The organism is Parolsenella sp., assembly GCF_982402205.1.
Map to the genome: position 1 here is coordinate 1 of NZ_CEVYAT010000018.1, position 18,686 is coordinate 18,686.

The window sequence follows — 18,686 nt, forward strand, 5'->3', positions numbered from 1 at the left end:
AAGTACATGCGCCCGCTCATCGACGCCGGCTACATCTACGCCGCGTGCCCGCCGATCTTTGGCATCAAGGTGCGCAAGAAGATCCACTACGTCTACCCCAACGGCCGCCAGCCCGAGGAGGAGATCCTGCGCGACACCATCCGCTCGCTGGGCTTCGACCCCGACGACGACGGTGACGGCAAGGACGACTCCGGCAAGCTCAAGAAAAAGAAGAAGGGCTACGACGTCCAGCGCTACAAGGGCCTGGGCGAGATGGACCCCAAGCAGCTTGCCTCGACGACCATGGACCCCAAGACCCGCATCCTGCAGCGCGTCACCATCGAAGACGCCGCCGCGGCCGACCGAGCCGTGCGCGAGCTCATGGGCAGCGAGGTTGGCTACCGCCGTGACTACATCGAGCGCCACGCCCACGACGCGCGCTTCCTCGACGCCTAGTCAGCGCCTGACATTTCGCAAGTTTGGTTTAGCAACGAGAAAGGCCAGAAGTGGCAGACGATAACAACACCCACGACGAGAACCAGCAGGCGGGCGACAACGCCAACCTGCCCGAGGATCTCCGTCGCCTGCTCGACCGGGCGAGTGCCGAGGACGAGGGCACCGACGTCTACGTCGAGTCTGACGACGACACCGAGGACGACGATGACGGCGAGCTCGAGGAGGAGTTTGGCAACGCCGGCCGCGGCACCGACACCGGCGAGGTCGACGAGCACGGTGGCGCGCTCCAGATCAAGGAGTTTGGCCACGAGATGCGCCAGAGCTTCATCGAGTACTCGATGTCGGTCATCACGGCCCGCGCCCTGCCCGATGTGCGCGACGGCCTGAAGCCGGTCCACCGCCGCATCCTGTACGCGATGAACGAGAGCGGCATCTTCCCCAACCGTCCGCACAAGAAGAGTGCGTGGACGGTCGGCGAGGTTATCGGCAAGTACCACCCGCACGGTGACTTCGCCGTCTATGACACGATGGTCCGTCTCGCGCAGTGGTTCTCCATGCGCACACCGCTCATTGACGGCCACGGCAACTTTGGCAACATCGACGGCGACTCGGCCGCAGCAATGCGTTACACCGAGAGCCGTCTGGCCAAGCCTGCCATGGAGCTGCTCCGTGACCTGCAGAAGGACACCGTCGACTGGCAGCCCAACTACGATGAGTCGCTCTCCGAGCCCTCCGTCCTGCCTGCGCGCTTCCCCAACCTGCTGGTCAACGGCTGCAACGGCATCGCCGTGGGCATGGCTACCAACATCCCGCCGCACAACATGGGCGAGGCCATCGAGGCCACCTGTCTGCTCATCGACAACCCCGACGCCACGACCGACGAGCTCATGCAGGTCATGCCTGGTCCCGACTTCCCGACGGGCGCCATCATCATGGGCGTCGACGGCATCCGTCAGGCCTACGAGACCGGCCGCGGCTCGCTCACCGTGCGCGCCAAGGCCCACGTCGAGACGACCAAGACCGGCCGCTCGCGCCTCGTCTTCACCGAGATGCCCTACCAGGTCAACAAGGGCACCCTGCAGGAGAAGATTGCCCAGCTCGTGAACGAGAAGCGCATTGAGGGCATCTCCGACCTGCGCGACGAGTCGAACCAGAAGGGCATCCGCCTGGTCATCGAGCTCAAGAAGGACGTCATCCCGCAGGTCGTGCTCAACAACCTGTACAAGTTCACGCAGCTCCAGACCACGTTTGGCGTCAACAACCTGGCGCTCGTCAACGGCGTGCCCAAGCTGCTGTCGCTGCGCGAGATCCTGCAGCACTACATCGACCACCAGGTCGACGTAGTGACCCGCCGCACGCGCTTTGACCTCAAGAAGGCCCAGGCCCGCGCCCACATCCTCGAGGGCTACCTCATGGCCCTCGACAACATCGACGAGGTCATCCACATCATCCGTTCGAGCCAGACCGATGCTGAGGCCAGCTCGCGCCTCGTCGAGCGCTTTGGCTTCTCGCCCGAGCAGACCCAGGCCATCCTCGAGATGCGCCTGCGCCGCCTGACTGGCCTGTCGCGCGACCAGATCCAGCAGGAGCTCGACGGCCTGCGCAAGGCCATCGCCTACTACGAGGACCTGCTCGCCAATCCCGAGAAGATCCTGGGCGTCATCAAGGACGAGATGCGCGAGATCGAGCGCAAGTTCGCCGACAAGCGCCGCACCGAGATCTCGGTCGAGGGCACCAAGGAGCTCAACGTCGAGGACCTCATCGCCGACGAGGACATGGTCATCACCGTGACGCACGCCGGCTACGTGAAGCGCACCCCGGTTGCCACCTACCGCGCGCAGAAGCGCGGCGGCAAGGGCGTCCAGGGAGTGAATCTCAAGGACGAGGACTTCGTCGAGGACCTGTTCGTGGCGAGTACGCACGACTACGTGCTGTTCTTCTCGAATAAGGGCAAGGTCTACCGCCTCAAGGTCCACGAGCTGCCGATTGGCCAGCGCACCGCCCGTGGCACCGCCATCGTGAACCTCGTGCCGTTCTCCGAGGGCGAGCACGCCACGGCCGTCATCACCTGCCGACAGTTCCCCGAGGACGAGTACCTGATGTTTGCCACGAGGAACGGCACCGTCAAGAAGACGGCCATGAGCGCCTATGACCGCACGCGCCGCGACGGCATCATCGCCATCAACCTGCGCGCCGGCGACGAAGTGGTCAACGTTCGCCGCGTCCGCGAGGGCGAGAAGGTTATCCTCGTCTCGACCGACGGCAAGGCCATCATGTTCCCCGAGAGCGATGTGCGCCCGATGGGCCGCGACACGAGCGGCGTTCGCGGCATTACCCTCAAGGGCGACGCCAAGATGCTGGGCATGGAGATCACCAACGGCAACGGCGACCTGTTCGTCATCACCGAGAAGGGCTTTGGCAAGCGCACCCCGGTTGCCGAGTATCCCGAGCACAAGCGTGGTGGCCAGGGTGTCTTCACCATCACGATGACCGCCAAGAAGGGCCAGCTCGCGGCCTGCCGCGTTGTGGGTCCGCAGCATGAGCTCATGATCGTGAGCAGTGACGGCGTCGTCATTCGCGTGAGGGCCAACGACATCTCCAAGCTCGGCCGCTCCACGCAGGGCGTCAAGGTCATGAACGTGAGCGACGCCGACACGGTCTGCGCGCTCGCCCGCATGGTGGCCGCCAAGAAGGCCGCGAAGGTCGACCCGAACCAAACCACGCTCGACCTGGCCGCGGCAGGTGCCTCGAGCGAAGAGGACCCGGTCGACATCGGTGGCGACGAGGAGATGGACGAGAGCCTCATCGACGAGTAGCCGCCGCAGGCAAGCCAGCCTTGAGGAGTGCCTCCCGGAACAATTCTGGGAGGCACTCTTTTTGTTCTGTCGTTCGTGTGTCGAATAGGGCGAGCAAAGCAGGTGGCCCCGCACCGTCTAGGTGCGGGGCCACCTGCTTGTGTGACCGCCTGCGCTAGTTTTGGCGAGGCGCCTTGAAGTCGTCGGGGGAGAGGCCCTCGACAAAGTCATGGAACTCGGCCTCCTCGCGGGAGCGCTCGTCCTTTTCGATGGCATCGAAGTCGGGCGAGCCGGCGCACTCGAGCACCTCGCGGGAGGCGAAGATGGGTTCGTCGCAGGTGATGGCCAAGGCTACGGCGTCGGAGGGGCGGGCATCGATATGATGGTGCTCGCCCGTGGCGTTCACGACGTCGAGCGTGGCAAAGAACGTGGCACCCTCGACGCGCTCGATCGTGACGCCCGCAAGGCTTGCGCCCAGCACCTCGAGCGTGCCTGCGAGCAGCATGTGCGTGGTGGGCCGCTTGATGTCATCGGTATCGATGGCCCGCGCGACGTTGGCGGCGTCGGCGGTGCCAACGCTGATGGGCAGCGTGATCTCGGTGCCAACGGCCGCGAGGTCTGCCGGATCGCTGAGATTCTCTACGTCTGAATCGTCGCTAATGGGGGCTGGCTTCAGGATGATAGCCGACGGAATGGGACCACCGCCCACGATGAGGTTCTTGAGCGTCATCTCGACCATGTCCTGCGCCTCCTTTGCGTGTCTGCCCGAATGGGGCCAAGGGTCTATCCCCCCCGTCTTATTCGGGCTAATTCCTGCTTATCGGTAGGGGTTATCCTACCCCTCTTTGGCTCTGTAGGAAAAATCGAAAATTTTTTCCAAAAAGCGGTTGCGCTTCCGAATCAGCCTGTTGTATCATAGCCAAGCGCGATGGCGAACACACCAATCGCACGTGGGCCCGTAGCTCAGTTGGTCAGAGCGTCCGGCTGATAACCGGGAGGTCACAAGTTCGAACCTTGTCGGGCCCACCACCTTTTCGCCAATAAACGCCCCAGCGTGAGCCGAGTCGCCGCTGGGGCGTTTATTACTAAAAGGGGACGTAGCTCAGTTGGGAGAGCGCGGGCTTTGCAAGCCTGAGGTCGTGGGTTCGATCCCCATCGTCTCCACCAAACTGGATTGCCGGGGGTTTCGCTCCGGCTTTTTTTGTTTTCAAATTTTCTTACCAGGCCCCCTTCAGTTACAGTGAGGTATAACGGCAATTGGACGCCCGTGAGGCGCTGGTGCGCTGTAGCCGCGTTGTCAGCTTGAACCCGCCCTCGTCCCGCGACACCCGATTAGTTTGGGACAACTGTTGCGTTTTACTGTCTCCCGATGCAAATGCTATGGGAGAAAGGCGAAAAGAGAAGAGGGGGGTCCAGGATGAGCGAGGCCAGCAAATCACACCGCACTGGCTTTCCTTATGCCGCTTCCTGGCCCCTCTTGATTGAGACGGCGGCCTTTGCGCTCTACTTCTTCACCTGGAAGCTCTGTATGGCCGTGACGCTTGCCCGTGCGCCTCGTTTGGCGGAGGTTGGCGTCCTTGGTTCTGCATATGCGCTCCTGCTGGCTTTCACGGGCCTTGGCTATGTCCTGTTCTCGATTGCCCGCTCCTATCTGCCTAGCCCAAAAGAGAAGAAGAGCTTGGCGGCAGTCGTCCTCGCGCTCTGTTTCGGTGGCTCCATCGTGATGATGACCACCCAACGCATCGAGATCCTTCTCGCTGCGAGTTGTGTGACGGTTCTTGCGCTCGGCTACACCGGCGGCGGTATTCACTACGGATTTAGCCTGGTGTCTTATGGCAGCGAATTCTCCGGCAGGGCCCTCGGAATTGGGATGGGTGCGTCTTCCCTGCTTCAATATGTTGTAGAGGCGATGGGGCTGACACCCGCTGTGTTTGTCATATGCGCGGTCTTGAGTTTGCTCACCATCATGTGGTTTGCCACGCGCCCCGCCAAGAGGTGGCGGGGCGATCAGGACTCCGCCGCGAAGCAGGCTCCCACCGTGGGGAGGCGCCCTATCGCCATCCTCGTGATCGCCGCGGTTGCCATGACCCTCGACTATGGTCTTCTCGATAGCGTTCTCGTCTGGAAGTATGCGAGTGGCGAGATCGTCACTGCGGGTCTGTCTAAGATCATCAATGCGCTGTCCCTCCCGCTTGTGGGTGCGCTCTTTGACCTAAAGAAGGGTAATCTCAGGTCCCTCATCACGGTGTGCGCGATGTTTCTCGTCGCTGTGGCAACGCCCGCTGCCGCGGAGGACGAGTGGGCGGGTGTGGCCACCGTCATGGCGGGGGTCTACGGTGCCTTCTACGTCATGTATCTCAGTGCGACCTTCATGAGAATCGCGCCGGATACGTCGCGCCCGGAGGTCATCGCGAGCGTGGGTAGAGTCGTCAGCTGCTTCATGGGTGCCGTTGGTGCGTTGTTCGCGCGGGCTTTCTTCGAGTCGCGTGGCGTGGTGGCGACGGTGGGCGTGTCGTGCCTGCTTTCGATCATCTGCCTTCTGGTCCTTCTTCGTGACATTGCCTGGGGCGTCACGAAGGGTCTGGGGGGGAGGATGGCGCGGCGTTTGGCGGTGGCCTTCCGCGGCCTTCCGGCTCGTCTCGCGAGGAGGCTCTCGATACTTATATTGAGAAGCTCGGCCTTACCGCCCGAGAGGCGGAGGTGTGTGGTCTTCTCCTTTCCACAGACCTTGGCGTTCAGGAGATAGCCGACGAGATTTTCATCTCTCGGCGCGTCGCTCAGCGACACATCGCCGCCATTTATGAGAAGGCGGAAGTGACCACGCGACTTGGTCTCTATCGCGATTTTGTCACCTGGTTTGACGAGGGTTCCAACTAATCTACCTGCGGGTATCTAAAGTTGGCACATGTGTGACCTATCAGTTTGGCTTCAGCTCCCTGACGATAAGCTCGGTTAGCTGGCTTTCGCTGGAGGAGGTCACCATGAAGCGTCTGAGGCTTTTGTTGTTGTTTGTCGCACTTCTCGTATTGGCTCCGACGACGGCGCTTGCTGCGACGGTGGGTGCCACGACGTTGGCAGACCCCTCCTCCGCGTCGACATGGCGCGACTGGGGCCTCGATAACTCGACGGAGAACGTCGGCCGCATCTGGACGGACAAGACCGTCTCCGACGGCGATATCGAGCTCACGGGCGCCGGCGGAACCATGAGGATTCAGAAGGGCGACTCGGACTTCCTGACTGTCCTCTCCGCCATCTCCTCGACCTCAAACCTGACGACGACGTCGACCACGCCGCTCGACATCGTCCTCGTCCTCGACGCCTCTGGTTCGATGGAGGACAACATGAGCGGTGGAGGGAAGAAGATTGACGCCCTGAAGGCTGCCGCGAATGCCTTCGTCGACGAGATCGCAAAGGCAAACGAGGGTATCGATGACCCGGAGATGCAGCACCGGGTTTCCGTCGTGAAGTTCGCCAGCGACAGCACCGAGCGCATCGGCAACGACTCCTTCCGTGATGGCTACTACAGATACAACTACAGTCAGCGCATGATTGGCCTCACGCCGTGCACGCAGGACGGCAAGGGCGCCATCACCTCGCAGATCAACGCGCTCGATCCTGCCGGCGCCACGCGTGCCGACTATGGCATGAGCCATGCACAGACGGTGCTGAGCGGCGCGCGCTCCGGCGCCAAGAAGGTTGTCGTGTTCTTCACCGACGGCACGCCCACCAAGCAAAATGAATTCAACTCGAGCGTCGCCAACTCTGCCGTCAGCACTGCCAAGGCGCTGAAGGACGGCGGCACGACCATCTACACCGTCGGCATCCAGAATGGCGCGAACCCCTCCGCTGACCCAACATCCATGTGGACCTCCAGGGAGAACCGCTTCCTGCATGCCGTCTCCAGCAACTACCCCTTCGCGACCGCTTACGACGAGCTCGGCTCGCGCGCGAATGACTCCGACTTCTACAAGACGGCGACGAGTGCCGCCGACCTCAAGGACGTCTTCAGTGGCATTTCCCAGGACATCGCGAAGGCCGCCGGCCACCCGACGGACGTGGTCGAGGGTGCCGAGGATACGTCCGGCTACGTTACGTTCACCGACCAGCTCGGCGACTACATGAAGGTCGATAGCTTCGAGAGCATCGTGTTCGCCAAGCAGGTCTTCTCCAATCCGACCGTCTCCACCTCCGGCAACGTCGACACCTACACGTTCCATGGCACGGCCGGTAACGTCCTGTACCCCACTGGTAACCTTGATTCCGTGCTCATTCGCGTCGAGCGCTCTGACGACGCCCGCACGGGCGACAAGGTGACCGTCTCCATCCCGGCCTCCCTCATCCCCCTTCGCCACTTCAATGTCGACGAGGACGCGGGCACGGGAGACGTGACGTTGACGTTCCCCATTCGCGTGTTCTATAACCCAAGCCTCAAGAAAGAGGCCGTCGAGCTGCTCGCGAATCCCGACGATGACATGACGGACTACATTGCCTCCCACACGGATTCCGAGGGCAAGGTCTACTTCCTCGCGAACGAATACACCGGTGGAGAGAGCGGTAACACGACCGCCTCGTTCACTCCGGCGACAGGCAACGGCTACTACTTCATCACCGAGGACACGCCCCTGTATCTTGATGCCGAGTGCACCCAGCGCGCCCGCGGGCCGCTGAGCGCCTCAACGACCTATTACTACAGCCACTCTTGGTACGAGCTTGAGGGTGGCTCGGCAACAAGGAGCTCGAGTGTTGTCTCCTTCCCTGGCAGCGTTGTCGAGGGAATCACGGGCGGCATCACGACCGATGAGTCCGGCTACCTCATTATGAGGAAAGGTTCGCGACAGCTCACCCGTATCAACGAGCTTCACACCGCCAAGGGCGGTAACCCCACCGCTACTGCCTCCACGATCATCGACCCGAGGTGGAGTGGCAAGACGATCAACGTCCTCCTTGGCAACAATGGCCGGATCTCGCTCGAGCAGCCCTCCACGCTCGCGATTTCCAAGAAGGTCGTCACTCCCGACGGCTTTGACGAGAGCTACTACAACAACCTCGACTTCGCGTTCGACATCTCGATTCCCGAAGCGGCTGGTAAGACGTTCAAGGCCGTCGTCAAGGGAACCGACGGCAAGGTTCACGGCGACGAGTCCTGGGACCTCACGCTCGACGCGACCGGCCATGCCGAGCACACGCTCAAGCACGGCGAGACTCTCTACGTGTACGGCATCCCTTCCGGCACGGCCTACTCCGTGACCGAGCGCGCCCTTGACGGCTTCGAGACCACGCCCTCCGCCCTGCGCGAGGGTGTGACCGAGGCTGGCCTCGAGTCGAAGGCGGACTTCACGAACACGTATTCCGCGACCGGCACGCTCTCCGGGCGCGACGCCCTTCTCGGCGAGAAGGTGCTCGACGGCCGCGACTGGTTCGCCAGCGACAGCTTCACGTTCATTCTCCAGGGTCTCGACGGTGCCCCCATGCCTGAAAGGTCCGAGGGTGACATCTATAGGCTGGCCGTCACGAGCCATGAGGGCACGCCCTCTGGCACTCACGTTGCCTTCAACTTCGGTGACATCGCCTACGAGAAGCCCGGTACCTATGTCTACCAGGTCTACGAGCCTGCCGAGGAAGCCGGGACGACTGGCGTCACGACGTCCCTCTCCCTCTACACCGTGACCGTGACGGTCACGGACAATCACGACGGCACGCTCGCGATTTCCTCCAAGATCACGCGCGTCCACGACGACCTTGGCTCCGACGTGGCTCCCGAGGGCGCGGCCGCAGACGTCGCCTCCTTCGTGAACGTCTTCGACGCCCCCTCGCAGGACTGGACGCCCGTCGCCATGAAGAAGCTGAACGACGCCTCTGGCGCGCTGCCTCTCCAGGCCGGCATGTTCGAGTTCACCCTGACGCCCGTCGGCGATGCTCCCATGCCCGACGGCGCGACCGAGATTGTCGGCCACAACAACGCCCATGGAGCCGTCGTCTTCAACGCCATCACTTTCAAGAACAAGGACGTGGGCAAGACCTATCAGTACAAGATCACCGAGAAGACTCCCGATGGTGCTCGTCCCGGCATGACGTATGACGGTACGGTTTGGATTGCGACCGTGACCGTGACCCATGAGACGGTTGACGGCGAGAACATCGTCAAGGTCAGCGCGTCCTATGCCCGCGACGGGGAGAGCGAAAAGGTCGAGGAGATTACGTTCGAGAACTCCTATGAGCCGAAGTCTCTCACCGAGACCGGAGTCATCAAGGGCGAGAAGCGCCTCGTTGGACGTGACATGCTCCCCACGGACGACTTCAAGTTCTCCATGAGGCTCGTCTCTGGCCCCGAGAACGGCGTCGCCTCCAAGATGAACCTCGATCACGAGACCAATGGAAACGTGGTCAGCTTCGAGTCAGGCGAGATGGCCTTCAGCAAGCCTGGCACCTATGTCTTCGAAATCCGGGAGATTGCCCCCGCCGTGGACGGCTCGGGCATCACTTGGGACCGCCATGCCGCCATCGCGACCGTTACCGTCGTCGATGACAACGGCACCCTCGTTCTCGACAACGTCTCCTATGACAACTCGACCTCTGCGGTCGATGACGACAAGAACGTCACGGACCACGCTGCCTTTACGAACGTCTACGCTCCCACTGAGGCCGCCCGCTACGCCGACGTCACCGTGAGCAAGGTCCTCACGGGCCGCTCGATGGACATGGGCATGTTCTCCTTCTCCATCACCGGCAAGGACGCCACCGCCGAGAGTGGGACCACCGCGGCGACGGCCGACGAAGCCAACGCGCTTCTCTCTGATTCCGACAAGGCCTTCTCGAACACCCAGAGGCGTGCGAGCGGCATTGCCGAAGATATGCAGAAGCTTTCCGACGTGGTCTTTGGTGCCGCGAACGCCAACAAGACCTACGCGTTTGACGTGGCGGAGGTCATCCCCGCCGACGCCGACAAGCTCCCCGGTGTCACCTATGACGGGCGCGTGCACGAACTCGTCGTCTCCGTCGTCGACAACCTCGATGGCACCATGACGGTTACGACGAAGATCGATGGCCAGGTTGTGGATGATGACAACCGCAAGATTCTGTTCGAGAACACCTACAAGGCGGCGGACGCCAACTTCGCCACGGCCGACCTCGGCCTGACGAAGGTGCTCGAGGGCGTTGACGCCTGGCGCGAGAACGACCACTTCACCTTCGTGCTCGAGGGCGTGAATGGCGCTCCCGTCCCCATGGGTGATGACGGCGCTCCTTCCACGAAGGTTATCCTCGGCCCCGACGACGTCGTTGACGGCGCAGCCCAGATCAACTTCGGAACCATCGTCTTCACGCGGGCGGGTCAGTACGATTACAGGGTCTCCGAGGAACGCGGAAACGCTGGTGGCATGAGCTATAGCGACAACGTCGCTGCCTTCCGCGTTACCGTGCGAGACAACACGGAGACCGGCGAGCTCGAGACAACCGTCAGGCTCATCTCCGGAGACAGGGAGTTCGTCAACACCTATGACTCCAGCATCCCAGCCGATCAACTCGTGAACCCACACTTCTCCAAGATTCTTGAGGGCCGCGACTGGCGGGATGGTGACGAGTTCAGCTTCACGATCAGCCCTGTGACCGACGGCGCGCCCCTCCCCGTTGATGCCAACGGCGAGGAAGCCACCTCCGTGTCCGTCCACAACGAGAGCGAGGCCGCTGACTTCGCGTTCGGCACCATCCCATTCACCTATGACATGGTGCGCGAGGGTCCCCGCACGTTCGTCTACGAGGTCCGCGAGAACGCCTCTGGCATTCCCGGCATCTCCGACGACACCCACGTTGCGACCGTGACCGTGAGGGTCTCCGACGAGGGCAACGGCACGATGAGCGCCGTCGTGACGAACGAGAACAACGTCTTCACGAACACGTATCGCTCGCAGCTTGACTACACCGCGGCTGGCGGACTGAGCGTTACGAAGAGGATGAGCGGCCGCGCGCTGACCGCGGGCGAGTTCGGGTTCGACGTCGTCGCCATCGGTGACGGTGACAAGCTCGGCATCGCCGGGCACCACACCAACGCCGAGGCGCCCGCCGTCGAAGAAGCGCTCGTGGTGAACTCCTCCACCTCCGCCCCGTTCACCCAGGAAGACGTGGGCAAGACCTACTCCTACACTATTACCGAGGCGAACGGTGGCCTTGGCGGCGTCACCTATGACGCCACGCGCTACAACGTCACCATCACCACGGCCGACGATCCCGCCACGGCTACCCTTACGGTGACGACCCACGTCACGAGCACGTCCGGAGCCGACGACACGTACGTCTATGTCGCTGGGTCTGATGCGGCCGCGGCTGCGAAGGTCACCCTCGAGAACTCCTACGCCGCTACCGGTGAGACGACGCCCATCGTGGGCACGAAGTCCATGACGAACGGTCTCATGTTCGACGGCGACTTCACCTTCCGCCTCGCCTATGGCGCGGGTAACCACGAGGTCGTCTCCGTCGCAAGGAACGCTTCCGGCCAAGTGAACTTCGGCTCCCTGTCCTACGACAGCAACAAGCTCGCCAGCCTCGTTGCTGACGGCCTTGCCACCCGTACCGGAAACACCTGGACCATCCCGTATGTCGCCTATGAGGTGACCGACGGCCTGGGTGACCGCGGCGTGACGCCTACGGCGGCGAACTTCCGTCTTACCGTGGATGTTACAGACAACGGCAACGGAAAGCTGACCTGCACGGTCAACCTCCCCGATGGCGGACTTGCGTTCCTCAACACGTACGCGACGGGAGACCCCGTTTCCATCGGACTCGCGGGCACCAAGAGCCTGAGCGTCCCCGATGGCCTTGAGGGCGCCGACATCGCCGGAAAGTTCACGTTCACCGTGGAGGGTGAGGCCGGCGCGCCCATGCCCGAGCGCACCAACACGACGAACGACGCGAACGGTAACGTCGACTTCGGTTCGATCACGTTCACGCTCGACGACCTCCTGAGGGCCCTGGGTGAGACTCGGGGCGCCGCGGACGAGGCTGGCGAGACGCAGGACGCCGCGACGGCGAACGCCCTTGAGGCCACGCCTGACGTACAGGCTGGAGAGTCTGTTGTAGCCGCGGGGAACTCCGGTGACGGAATCGAGTCCGAAGGCGCTGCTACCGAGGCGGCCCCTGAGGCCCAGGAAGAGGCTCCTGCCGCGCCCGACGCAAGCACGCCCTCTCCTTCTGCCGAGGAAACCGGCATGGCTCCCATTGCCGAGGCCGAGGTCGAGGCCATCCCCAACCACGACGCCCAGGCCGAAGTCACCACCACGGCGTCCTGGCGCGGCGCCCGCAGGCTGATGCGTGTCGTCTCCGACACGCCCGAGACGGATGGCGCCACGGCCGAGAATGACGCCACGCCCATCCGCGCGCGCTCCCACACCTACCGCTACGTCATCACCGAGAGCGGATCTGCGGCAGGCGTCACGAACGACGCCCAGTCCACGCGCGTCGTCTACATCAGGGTTACGGATGACGGCCACGGCAAGCTCACGGTCGCCCATGTCGACGCGAACGGCAACGAGCTCTCCGGCCCCGCGTTCGCCTTCACGAACTCCTATAACGTCAAGCCCACCACCTCGAGCGTCACTGATCAGATCGACGTTCACAAGACGCTGGCCGGCCGCGACCTTGCGGCAGGGGAGTTCACGTTCGAGCTCCTCGAGGACGGCAGTGTCGTCGCCACTGGCACGAACGATGCCTCTGGCAACGTGGCGCTGAGCGGCATCGAGTACGGACGTCCCGGCGTCCACCGCTACACGATTCGCGAGCGCGGTCACGGAACCGTCGAGAGCGGCGTTACGTTCAGCGACGCCTCCTACCACGTGACGACGACCGTCGTGGATAAGGGCGACGGCACCCTCGGCGTCACGCACGAGCTCAAGGACGCCCGCGAGGCGGAGTTCGTCAACGCCTACGAGGCCAGTCCCACGAAGCTTGCTCTGACCGCGACCAAGGTTCTCGAGGGAGCGGATCTCAAGGCTGGGCAGTTCACCTTCAAGCTCTCTGGTGGCGGCGTTGAGGTCACCGCGAAGAACGACGCGAACGGCCAGGTCAGGTTCGAGGAGCTCTCGTTCACCCGAGCCGGTACCTACACGTTCGCCATCACCGAGGTGAACGACGGCCAGCAGCACGTCACCTATGACGAGACGGCCCGCAAGGTCACCGTCACCGTCACCGATGACGGCAAGGGCAACCTCATCGCAAGCGTCAACCAGGATGAGGCAGGTGCTTGCGTGTTCCGCAACACGTACACCAAGCCCGTGGAGCCCGCAAAGCCCACGACGCCCATCACGCCCACGAAGTTCATTCCCCAGACGGGCGACCCCATCGAGCGCGCGCCCATCATCGTCAGCGCCGTTCTCGGCATTGCGTTCCTCGGCATCGCCCTCGTCGTGAGCAAGAGAGGCAAGCGGGGCTAGCGATTAGGGAAACCAAGCCGACGGGGGGTGCCGGTGAGGGATAAGCCCCCTGCCAAGCGGGGAGTTGCCAATCTCCTCCCTTCTACTCCCGCGAACCCCACTTGGCAATTTGGGAGCCGAGGTCCTCGTGGCCTCGGCTCCTTCCTTTTGGCGTGCCCGGCCAGCGGGCATCTCGCCCGGCGGTGCCGTCCGAGCCCGCTGCTGTCCGGCTTCCGGCTCCGCACGCACGCTTCGGGCCTTGGTTCCCCTGTGTTTGCGGCGCGAGACGGTCAATGACAGGTGAGGATGCGTTACCATCTCTTCGATATCACGGCGAAAGTGGAGGGTGAACTCATGGCGGACAATCACGGCAACGGCGGCGTTTCCGCTCAGACCGACGAGCTCGGCAGCACCCTCATGGGCGAGGCTCTCGACCGCCTCGCCGCGGGCGATGACTTCTCCGTCGTAGCCACCGCCGCGGACTCCCAGGGTCAGCGTATGACCTGCGAGTTCGATGATGATTCTGCCGAGCAGTGCCTCGAGGCCGCTCGCACGTGGGTGCGCAACGGCGCTCGCGACGAGAACAATGCTTGCGTCATCGGCAATCCCGCCTGCTACGCCATCGCCTACCTCGGCGCAGTCGCCGACGATGACGACGTCTTCCGAGATGCGCTCATCCTCGAGTTTGGCGAGCGTGGGGCCGAGTGCGGCTACTCTGCCTTCTCGCTTGTCGAGGGGATTGGCGCCGGTGATAACCTTGCCTGGAGCGATCCCGCACCCGCCGGGGAGACCCCTAGCCTCCTGTAGGGCACAGCGGCGTTCTTCGCCGCCGCCTCACCGCAAACTCAGAGCACCCGCTCCAGCGTCGCTGGAGCCTGCCAAGCCAGGGAAGAACGGTCTCAACCGTGATACCTCGATGGATGCGCTTGTGAGGAAAGCAACCTACCGTCTACCGCGCTAAACTAAGCCATTAGCCGAGAACTCGGCCCAAACATGCCATATTGCGCGTAATCCCACGCGCCGCACGAGATTGAGGATAAACATGCGCCAGGAGAACCTACGCAACATCGCCATCATCGCCCACGTCGACCATGGCAAGACGACGCTCGTGGACAAGCTCCTGCGCGCCACCGATGCCTTCCGTGCCAACCAGCAGGTCGAGGAGCGCGTGCTCGACTCCAACGACCAGGAGCGCGAGCGCGGCATCACCATTCTGGCCAAGAACATCTCCATCGAGTACAAGGACGTCAAGATCAACGTCATCGATACCCCGGGCCACGCCGACTTTGGCGGCGAGGTCGAGCGCGTGCTCAAGATGGCCGACGGTGCCCTGCTGCTCGTCGACGCCTTCGAGGGTCCCATGCCCCAGACGCGCTTCGTGCTGCGCCACGCCATCGACGCCGGCCTGTCGATTATGATCGTCGTCAACAAGATCGACCGTCCGGGTGCCAACCCCGACAAGGCCTACAACGACTGCCTCGACCTCATGGCCGACCTCGGCGCCACCGACGAGCAGCTCGAGTTCGCCATGGAGCACGTCGTCTACGCCAGCGCCATGAACGGCTTTGCCCGTCTTGACCCCAACGACGACAACGACAACATGTACCCGCTGCTCGACATGATCGTCGAGGACATGCCCGCGCCCGAGGTCGACCCCGACGGCCCGCTGGCCATGCAGTGCGTCACAATTGACCACTCCGAGTACGTGGGCCGCATCGGCATCGGCCGCATCTACTCCGGCACCATCCACGACGGCGACAAGATTCTCGTCGTGAAGAACGACGGCAGCCGCGCCAACGCCACCGTCAAGCAGCTCTTCACCTTTGACTACCTGGGTCGCAAGGAGTGCAACGAGGTTGGCGCCGGCGACATCGCCGCCGTCGTGGGCATCGACCGCACCGACATCGGCGACGTCTACACCGACCCCGAGAACCCCGTCGAGCTCGAGCCCATCGAGATCGACCCGCCGACCCTGGCCATCGTCTTCGAGGCCAGCACGAGCCCGCTCGTGGGCCGCGAGGGCGACATCGTGGGTGCCCGTCAGCTCAAGGAGCGCCTCATGACCGAGGCCGAGAACAACGTCACGATGCGCATCGAGGAGCTCCCTGACAAGACGGGCGTCGAGGTCGCCGGCCGCGGCATCCTGCACCTGTCCGTCCTCATGGAGTCCATGCGCCGCGAGGGCTTCGAGTTCCAGGTGGGCCGTCCCCGCGTCCTCATCAAGAAGGACGAGAACGGCAACCGCATCGAGCCGATCGAGCAGGCCGTCGTCGAGTGCCCGCCCGAGTACTCCGGCAAGGTCATCGAGGTCTTTGGCAACGCCTCCGGCACCATGACGAGCATGGAGCAGGGCGAGACGATCTGCCACATCGAGTTCCGCATCCCCACCCGCGGCATCATGGGCCTCAAGAACCGCATCCTCAACGTCACCCACGGCGAGGGCGTCTTCTACCACACGTTCCTCGAGTACGGTCCGTTCGTGGGCGACCTTGGCACCCGCAACAACGGCGCCATGATTTCGATGACCACTGAGAAGGCTGTCGCCTACGCCCTGGGCACCCTGCAGGAGCGCGGCCAGCTCTTCGTGGGCCCCGGCGACGAGTGCTACGAGGGCATGCTCGTGGGCGAGCGCTCCAAGCCCGGCGACATGGTCGTCAACATCGCCCGCTCCAAGCAGCTCGGCAACCAGCGCAGCTCCACGGCCGACATCGCCGTTCAGCTCACCCCGCCGCGCACCTTCACGCTCGAGGAGGCACTCGAGTACATCATGGACGACGAGCTCGTCGAGGTTACGCCCAAGAGTGTCCGCATGCGCAAGCGCATCCTCAACGCCATCGAGCGCAAGAAGGCCAACGTCCGCAACGGCCTAGTCAACAAGTAGGTTGTTCGTCGGATGACATCGCAAGCAGCAGGGCCCGTCACCTAGGTGGCGGGCCCTTTCTTGTGCGTGTCATGGTCTGCGTTACTGGCTGGTCCTCCGCGAATGCTCCTGGGCTCGCTCGGCCACGCGGCGCATGGGGGCGAGCAGCTCGTTGGTGTAGTCATGGCTGGGGGAGGAGACGAGCCCAAAGCGCAGGCTGAGGCGGCGCAGCGCCACCGTCACGAGCGTGCAGACGATGGCAACCCAGGGGTTCATGACGTGGAAGTAGCGATACAACACGAGGTAGACGAGTGAGCCACCAAGCGCGCTCACGGCATAGTAGTTCGTTGACGGCTGAAAGATCTTGGGCACGTCTCCCAAAAAGACGTCGCGCAGCATGCCGCCGCCCACGCCTGTGATGACGCCCATGAGCACGGCCTGCACACCGCCAAGCCCATACATGAGTGCCTTGTTGACGCCTGCGGCGCAAAAGAGACCAACCGAGAGGATGTCCGCCCACTCGATGGCGTTGGGGACGCGCCGCAGCGCGGTGGGAAAGTGAAAGACGATGGCGCCCGCCACCACGCACAGCACGATGGCCGCGGTGGAGTTGAGCATGTAGACGTCGCCCTCCTGCATGATGACGTCGCGGATGAGACCGCCACCCAGGCCGCAGATGAGCGATAGGGCCACGCAGCCCGTGAGGTCGAGCTGTCGCTCGATGGCAACGAGCGAGCCCGAGAGCGAGCCCACCACCACGGCCGCGAGCTCGAGCCATGCGGGCAACATGAGCACATGGGTTCCCTGGGCAAACAGTGAGATCGCATCTGGCACGGTGACTCCTCCCCAACTCTCGTGCTTGCATTATGGTCCCGCGCGGCTTCGCGGACCCTCTCAATGGGCCCTTGGGGCGAGAAAAGATTTCTCAAATTCCTCTCGCATGGTGCAATTCTTTTTGCTACCATAGTCAACGCACGTTTTTGGAGAGTTGGCCGAGTGGTCGAAGGCGCACGATTGGAAATCGTGTAGGCGTCTCAAGCGTCTCCGGGGTTCAAATCCCCGACTCTCCGCCAGAGTCTTCCGCGGCGCCCAAGCGGCGCCGCTTCCATATTCTCTGGAGAGGTGGCAGAGCGGCTGAATGCGGCGGTCTCGAAAACCGTTTAACCACTTTGTGGTTACGAGGGTTCAAATCCCTCCCTCTCCGCCAGAGCATGCAGGGCCCGGCTCGCAAGAGTCGGGCCCTTTTTCTTACCTCTCTGTTAGGGTGAACGGCGGACCCCTGCACACAAGGTCATATACACTCAAGGGGTACGTGTAGTTTGGCGCATGGAGGTTTCCATGGAAGACAAGAAGTACTTCTCGCGCTCCTGGGCGCTCATGACCAAGGAGAAGGGCTGGATCAAGCCCATCCTGCTCATGGCCCTCGCGTGCTTCGTGCCCATCGTGGGCGCACTTGGCGTTCTGGGCTATGCCTGCGAGTGGGCGAGGCTCTCTGCCTGGGGCGTTAACTCTTCGCCCAAGCAGAAGGGCGTCAAGGTTGGCGCCTGCATCGCAAGCGGCTGGCGAGCGTTCGTCGTCATTCTCGCATGGTCGCTCGTCGTGGGCATCCTTGGCGGTATCGTGAACGCCATCCTGTCATTTCTCCTGCGCGGCCTGGGTTCGACCCTCGTCACCATCGCCGAGTTCGTGCTTGCGGCCCCCATCATGGTGGCTGCGCTCCATGCCTGCGTGTACGAGAAGATTGGCGCCGGCTTCAAGGTAAGCCGCTTCGTCGAGATGATCAAGCGCGATCCCTCGGGCCTGTTCAAGACGCTGCTCATCCCCCTTGCCGAGTGGGGCATCGTTGCCGCCGCCTCGACGCTCGTGTTCTCCGTGATGATTGGCTTTGCCCTGCCCGACATCATGCGCCTTGTCTATGAGGCCCAGTACTACGGAGACTCGTACACCATGGCCTCGATCATCGCCTCCATCCTGCGCGGCGTGCTGCCCGGCACCATTCTCTTCCTCTACGCCACGCTCGTGGTCAGCAGCGCCGCCAGTCTGCTGTTCGTCAACAGCATTGGCTTGTGGATGAGTCAGTTCGACGTGCGCTCGTGGGGCGGCCCCGACGAGCCGCTGCCGGCACAGGCCAACACGCTGCCCCCGGCGCCCGTGACCCCGGTTGAGTCCGCCCCTGCGCCCGAACCTGCCGTGGCT

Annotated in this window: 9 protein-coding genes, 4 tRNA genes and 1 pseudogene; 12 read left to right on the forward strand and 2 right to left on the reverse strand. The window is 63.2% G+C overall.

Annotated elements, in window-relative coordinates; translation table 11 throughout:
- A pseudogene (locus tag AC1VTH_RS02205) lies at positions 1 to 435 on the forward strand (DNA topoisomerase IV subunit B); the annotation flags it as partial.
- 50 nt (positions 436 to 485) lie between these two features.
- A complete protein-coding gene (gyrA, locus tag AC1VTH_RS02210) occupies positions 486 to 3,251 on the forward strand; it encodes a DNA gyrase subunit A (protein WP_481334484.1) in 2,766 nt (921 codons plus the stop codon).
- Positions 3,252 to 3,405: 154 nt separating this feature from the next.
- Here the strand turns inward: gyrA and AC1VTH_RS02215 are convergent, their stop codons facing one another.
- Complete coding sequence (locus tag AC1VTH_RS02215) at positions 3,406 to 3,969, reverse strand: bifunctional nuclease family protein (RefSeq protein WP_481334485.1); 564 nt, start codon at positions 3,967 to 3,969, stop codon at positions 3,406 to 3,408.
- A gap of 213 nt (positions 3,970 to 4,182) precedes the next feature.
- Here AC1VTH_RS02215 and AC1VTH_RS02220 point away from each other — a divergent pair.
- From AC1VTH_RS02220 to typA, 7 genes are all read left to right on the forward strand, one after another.
- Positions 4,183 to 4,259 (forward strand) — tRNA-Ile (locus tag AC1VTH_RS02220).
- Between the two features lie 62 nt (positions 4,260 to 4,321).
- Positions 4,322 to 4,397: transfer RNA gene (locus AC1VTH_RS02225), tRNA-Ala, on the forward strand.
- Positions 4,398 to 4,647: 250 nt separating this feature from the next.
- A complete protein-coding gene (locus AC1VTH_RS02230; RefSeq protein WP_481334486.1) occupies positions 4,648 to 5,976 on the forward strand; it encodes a hypothetical protein in 1,329 nt (442 codons plus the stop codon).
- On the forward strand, positions 5,931 to 6,107 hold the full coding sequence (locus AC1VTH_RS02235; protein ID WP_481334487.1) for a hypothetical protein: 177 nt from the start codon (positions 5,931 to 5,933) through the stop codon (positions 6,105 to 6,107). Before AC1VTH_RS02230 ends, AC1VTH_RS02235 begins: the two co-directional genes overlap by 46 nt.
- 104 nt (positions 6,108 to 6,211) lie before the next feature.
- Positions 6,212 to 13,651, forward strand: coding sequence for a Spy0128 family protein (locus tag AC1VTH_RS02240; RefSeq protein WP_481334488.1), 7,440 nt, complete (start codon positions 6,212 to 6,214; stop codon positions 13,649 to 13,651).
- A gap of 333 nt (positions 13,652 to 13,984) precedes the next feature.
- Positions 13,985 to 14,437 carry a hypothetical protein gene (locus AC1VTH_RS02245; protein WP_481334489.1) on the forward strand — a complete coding sequence of 151 codons (453 nt, stop codon included), beginning with the start codon at positions 13,985 to 13,987 and terminating at the stop codon, positions 14,435 to 14,437.
- A 235-nt stretch (positions 14,438 to 14,672) separates the two neighbouring features.
- Positions 14,673 to 16,511 (forward strand): translational GTPase TypA, encoded by a 1,839-nt coding sequence (gene typA, locus AC1VTH_RS02250; RefSeq protein ID WP_293824400.1) that lies wholly within the window; start codon positions 14,673 to 14,675, stop codon positions 16,509 to 16,511.
- Between the two features lie 81 nt (positions 16,512 to 16,592).
- Here the strand turns inward: typA and AC1VTH_RS02255 are convergent, their stop codons facing one another.
- Positions 16,593 to 17,324: a trimeric intracellular cation channel family protein gene (locus AC1VTH_RS02255; protein WP_481334490.1), complete on the reverse strand. Its 732-nt coding sequence runs from the start codon at positions 17,322 to 17,324 to the stop codon at positions 16,593 to 16,595.
- A 148-nt stretch (positions 17,325 to 17,472) separates the two neighbouring features.
- Between AC1VTH_RS02255 and AC1VTH_RS02260 the strand changes: the two genes are divergently transcribed.
- The 3 genes from AC1VTH_RS02260 to AC1VTH_RS02270 form a co-directional block, all read left to right on the forward strand.
- Positions 17,473 to 17,563 (forward strand) — tRNA-Ser (locus AC1VTH_RS02260).
- 43 nt (positions 17,564 to 17,606) lie between these two features.
- Positions 17,607 to 17,697, forward strand: a tRNA-Ser gene (locus AC1VTH_RS02265).
- A 131-nt stretch (positions 17,698 to 17,828) separates the two neighbouring features.
- The coding region (locus tag AC1VTH_RS02270; protein WP_481334491.1) for a DUF4013 domain-containing protein at positions 17,829 to 18,686 on the forward strand (858 nt) is incomplete at its 3' end.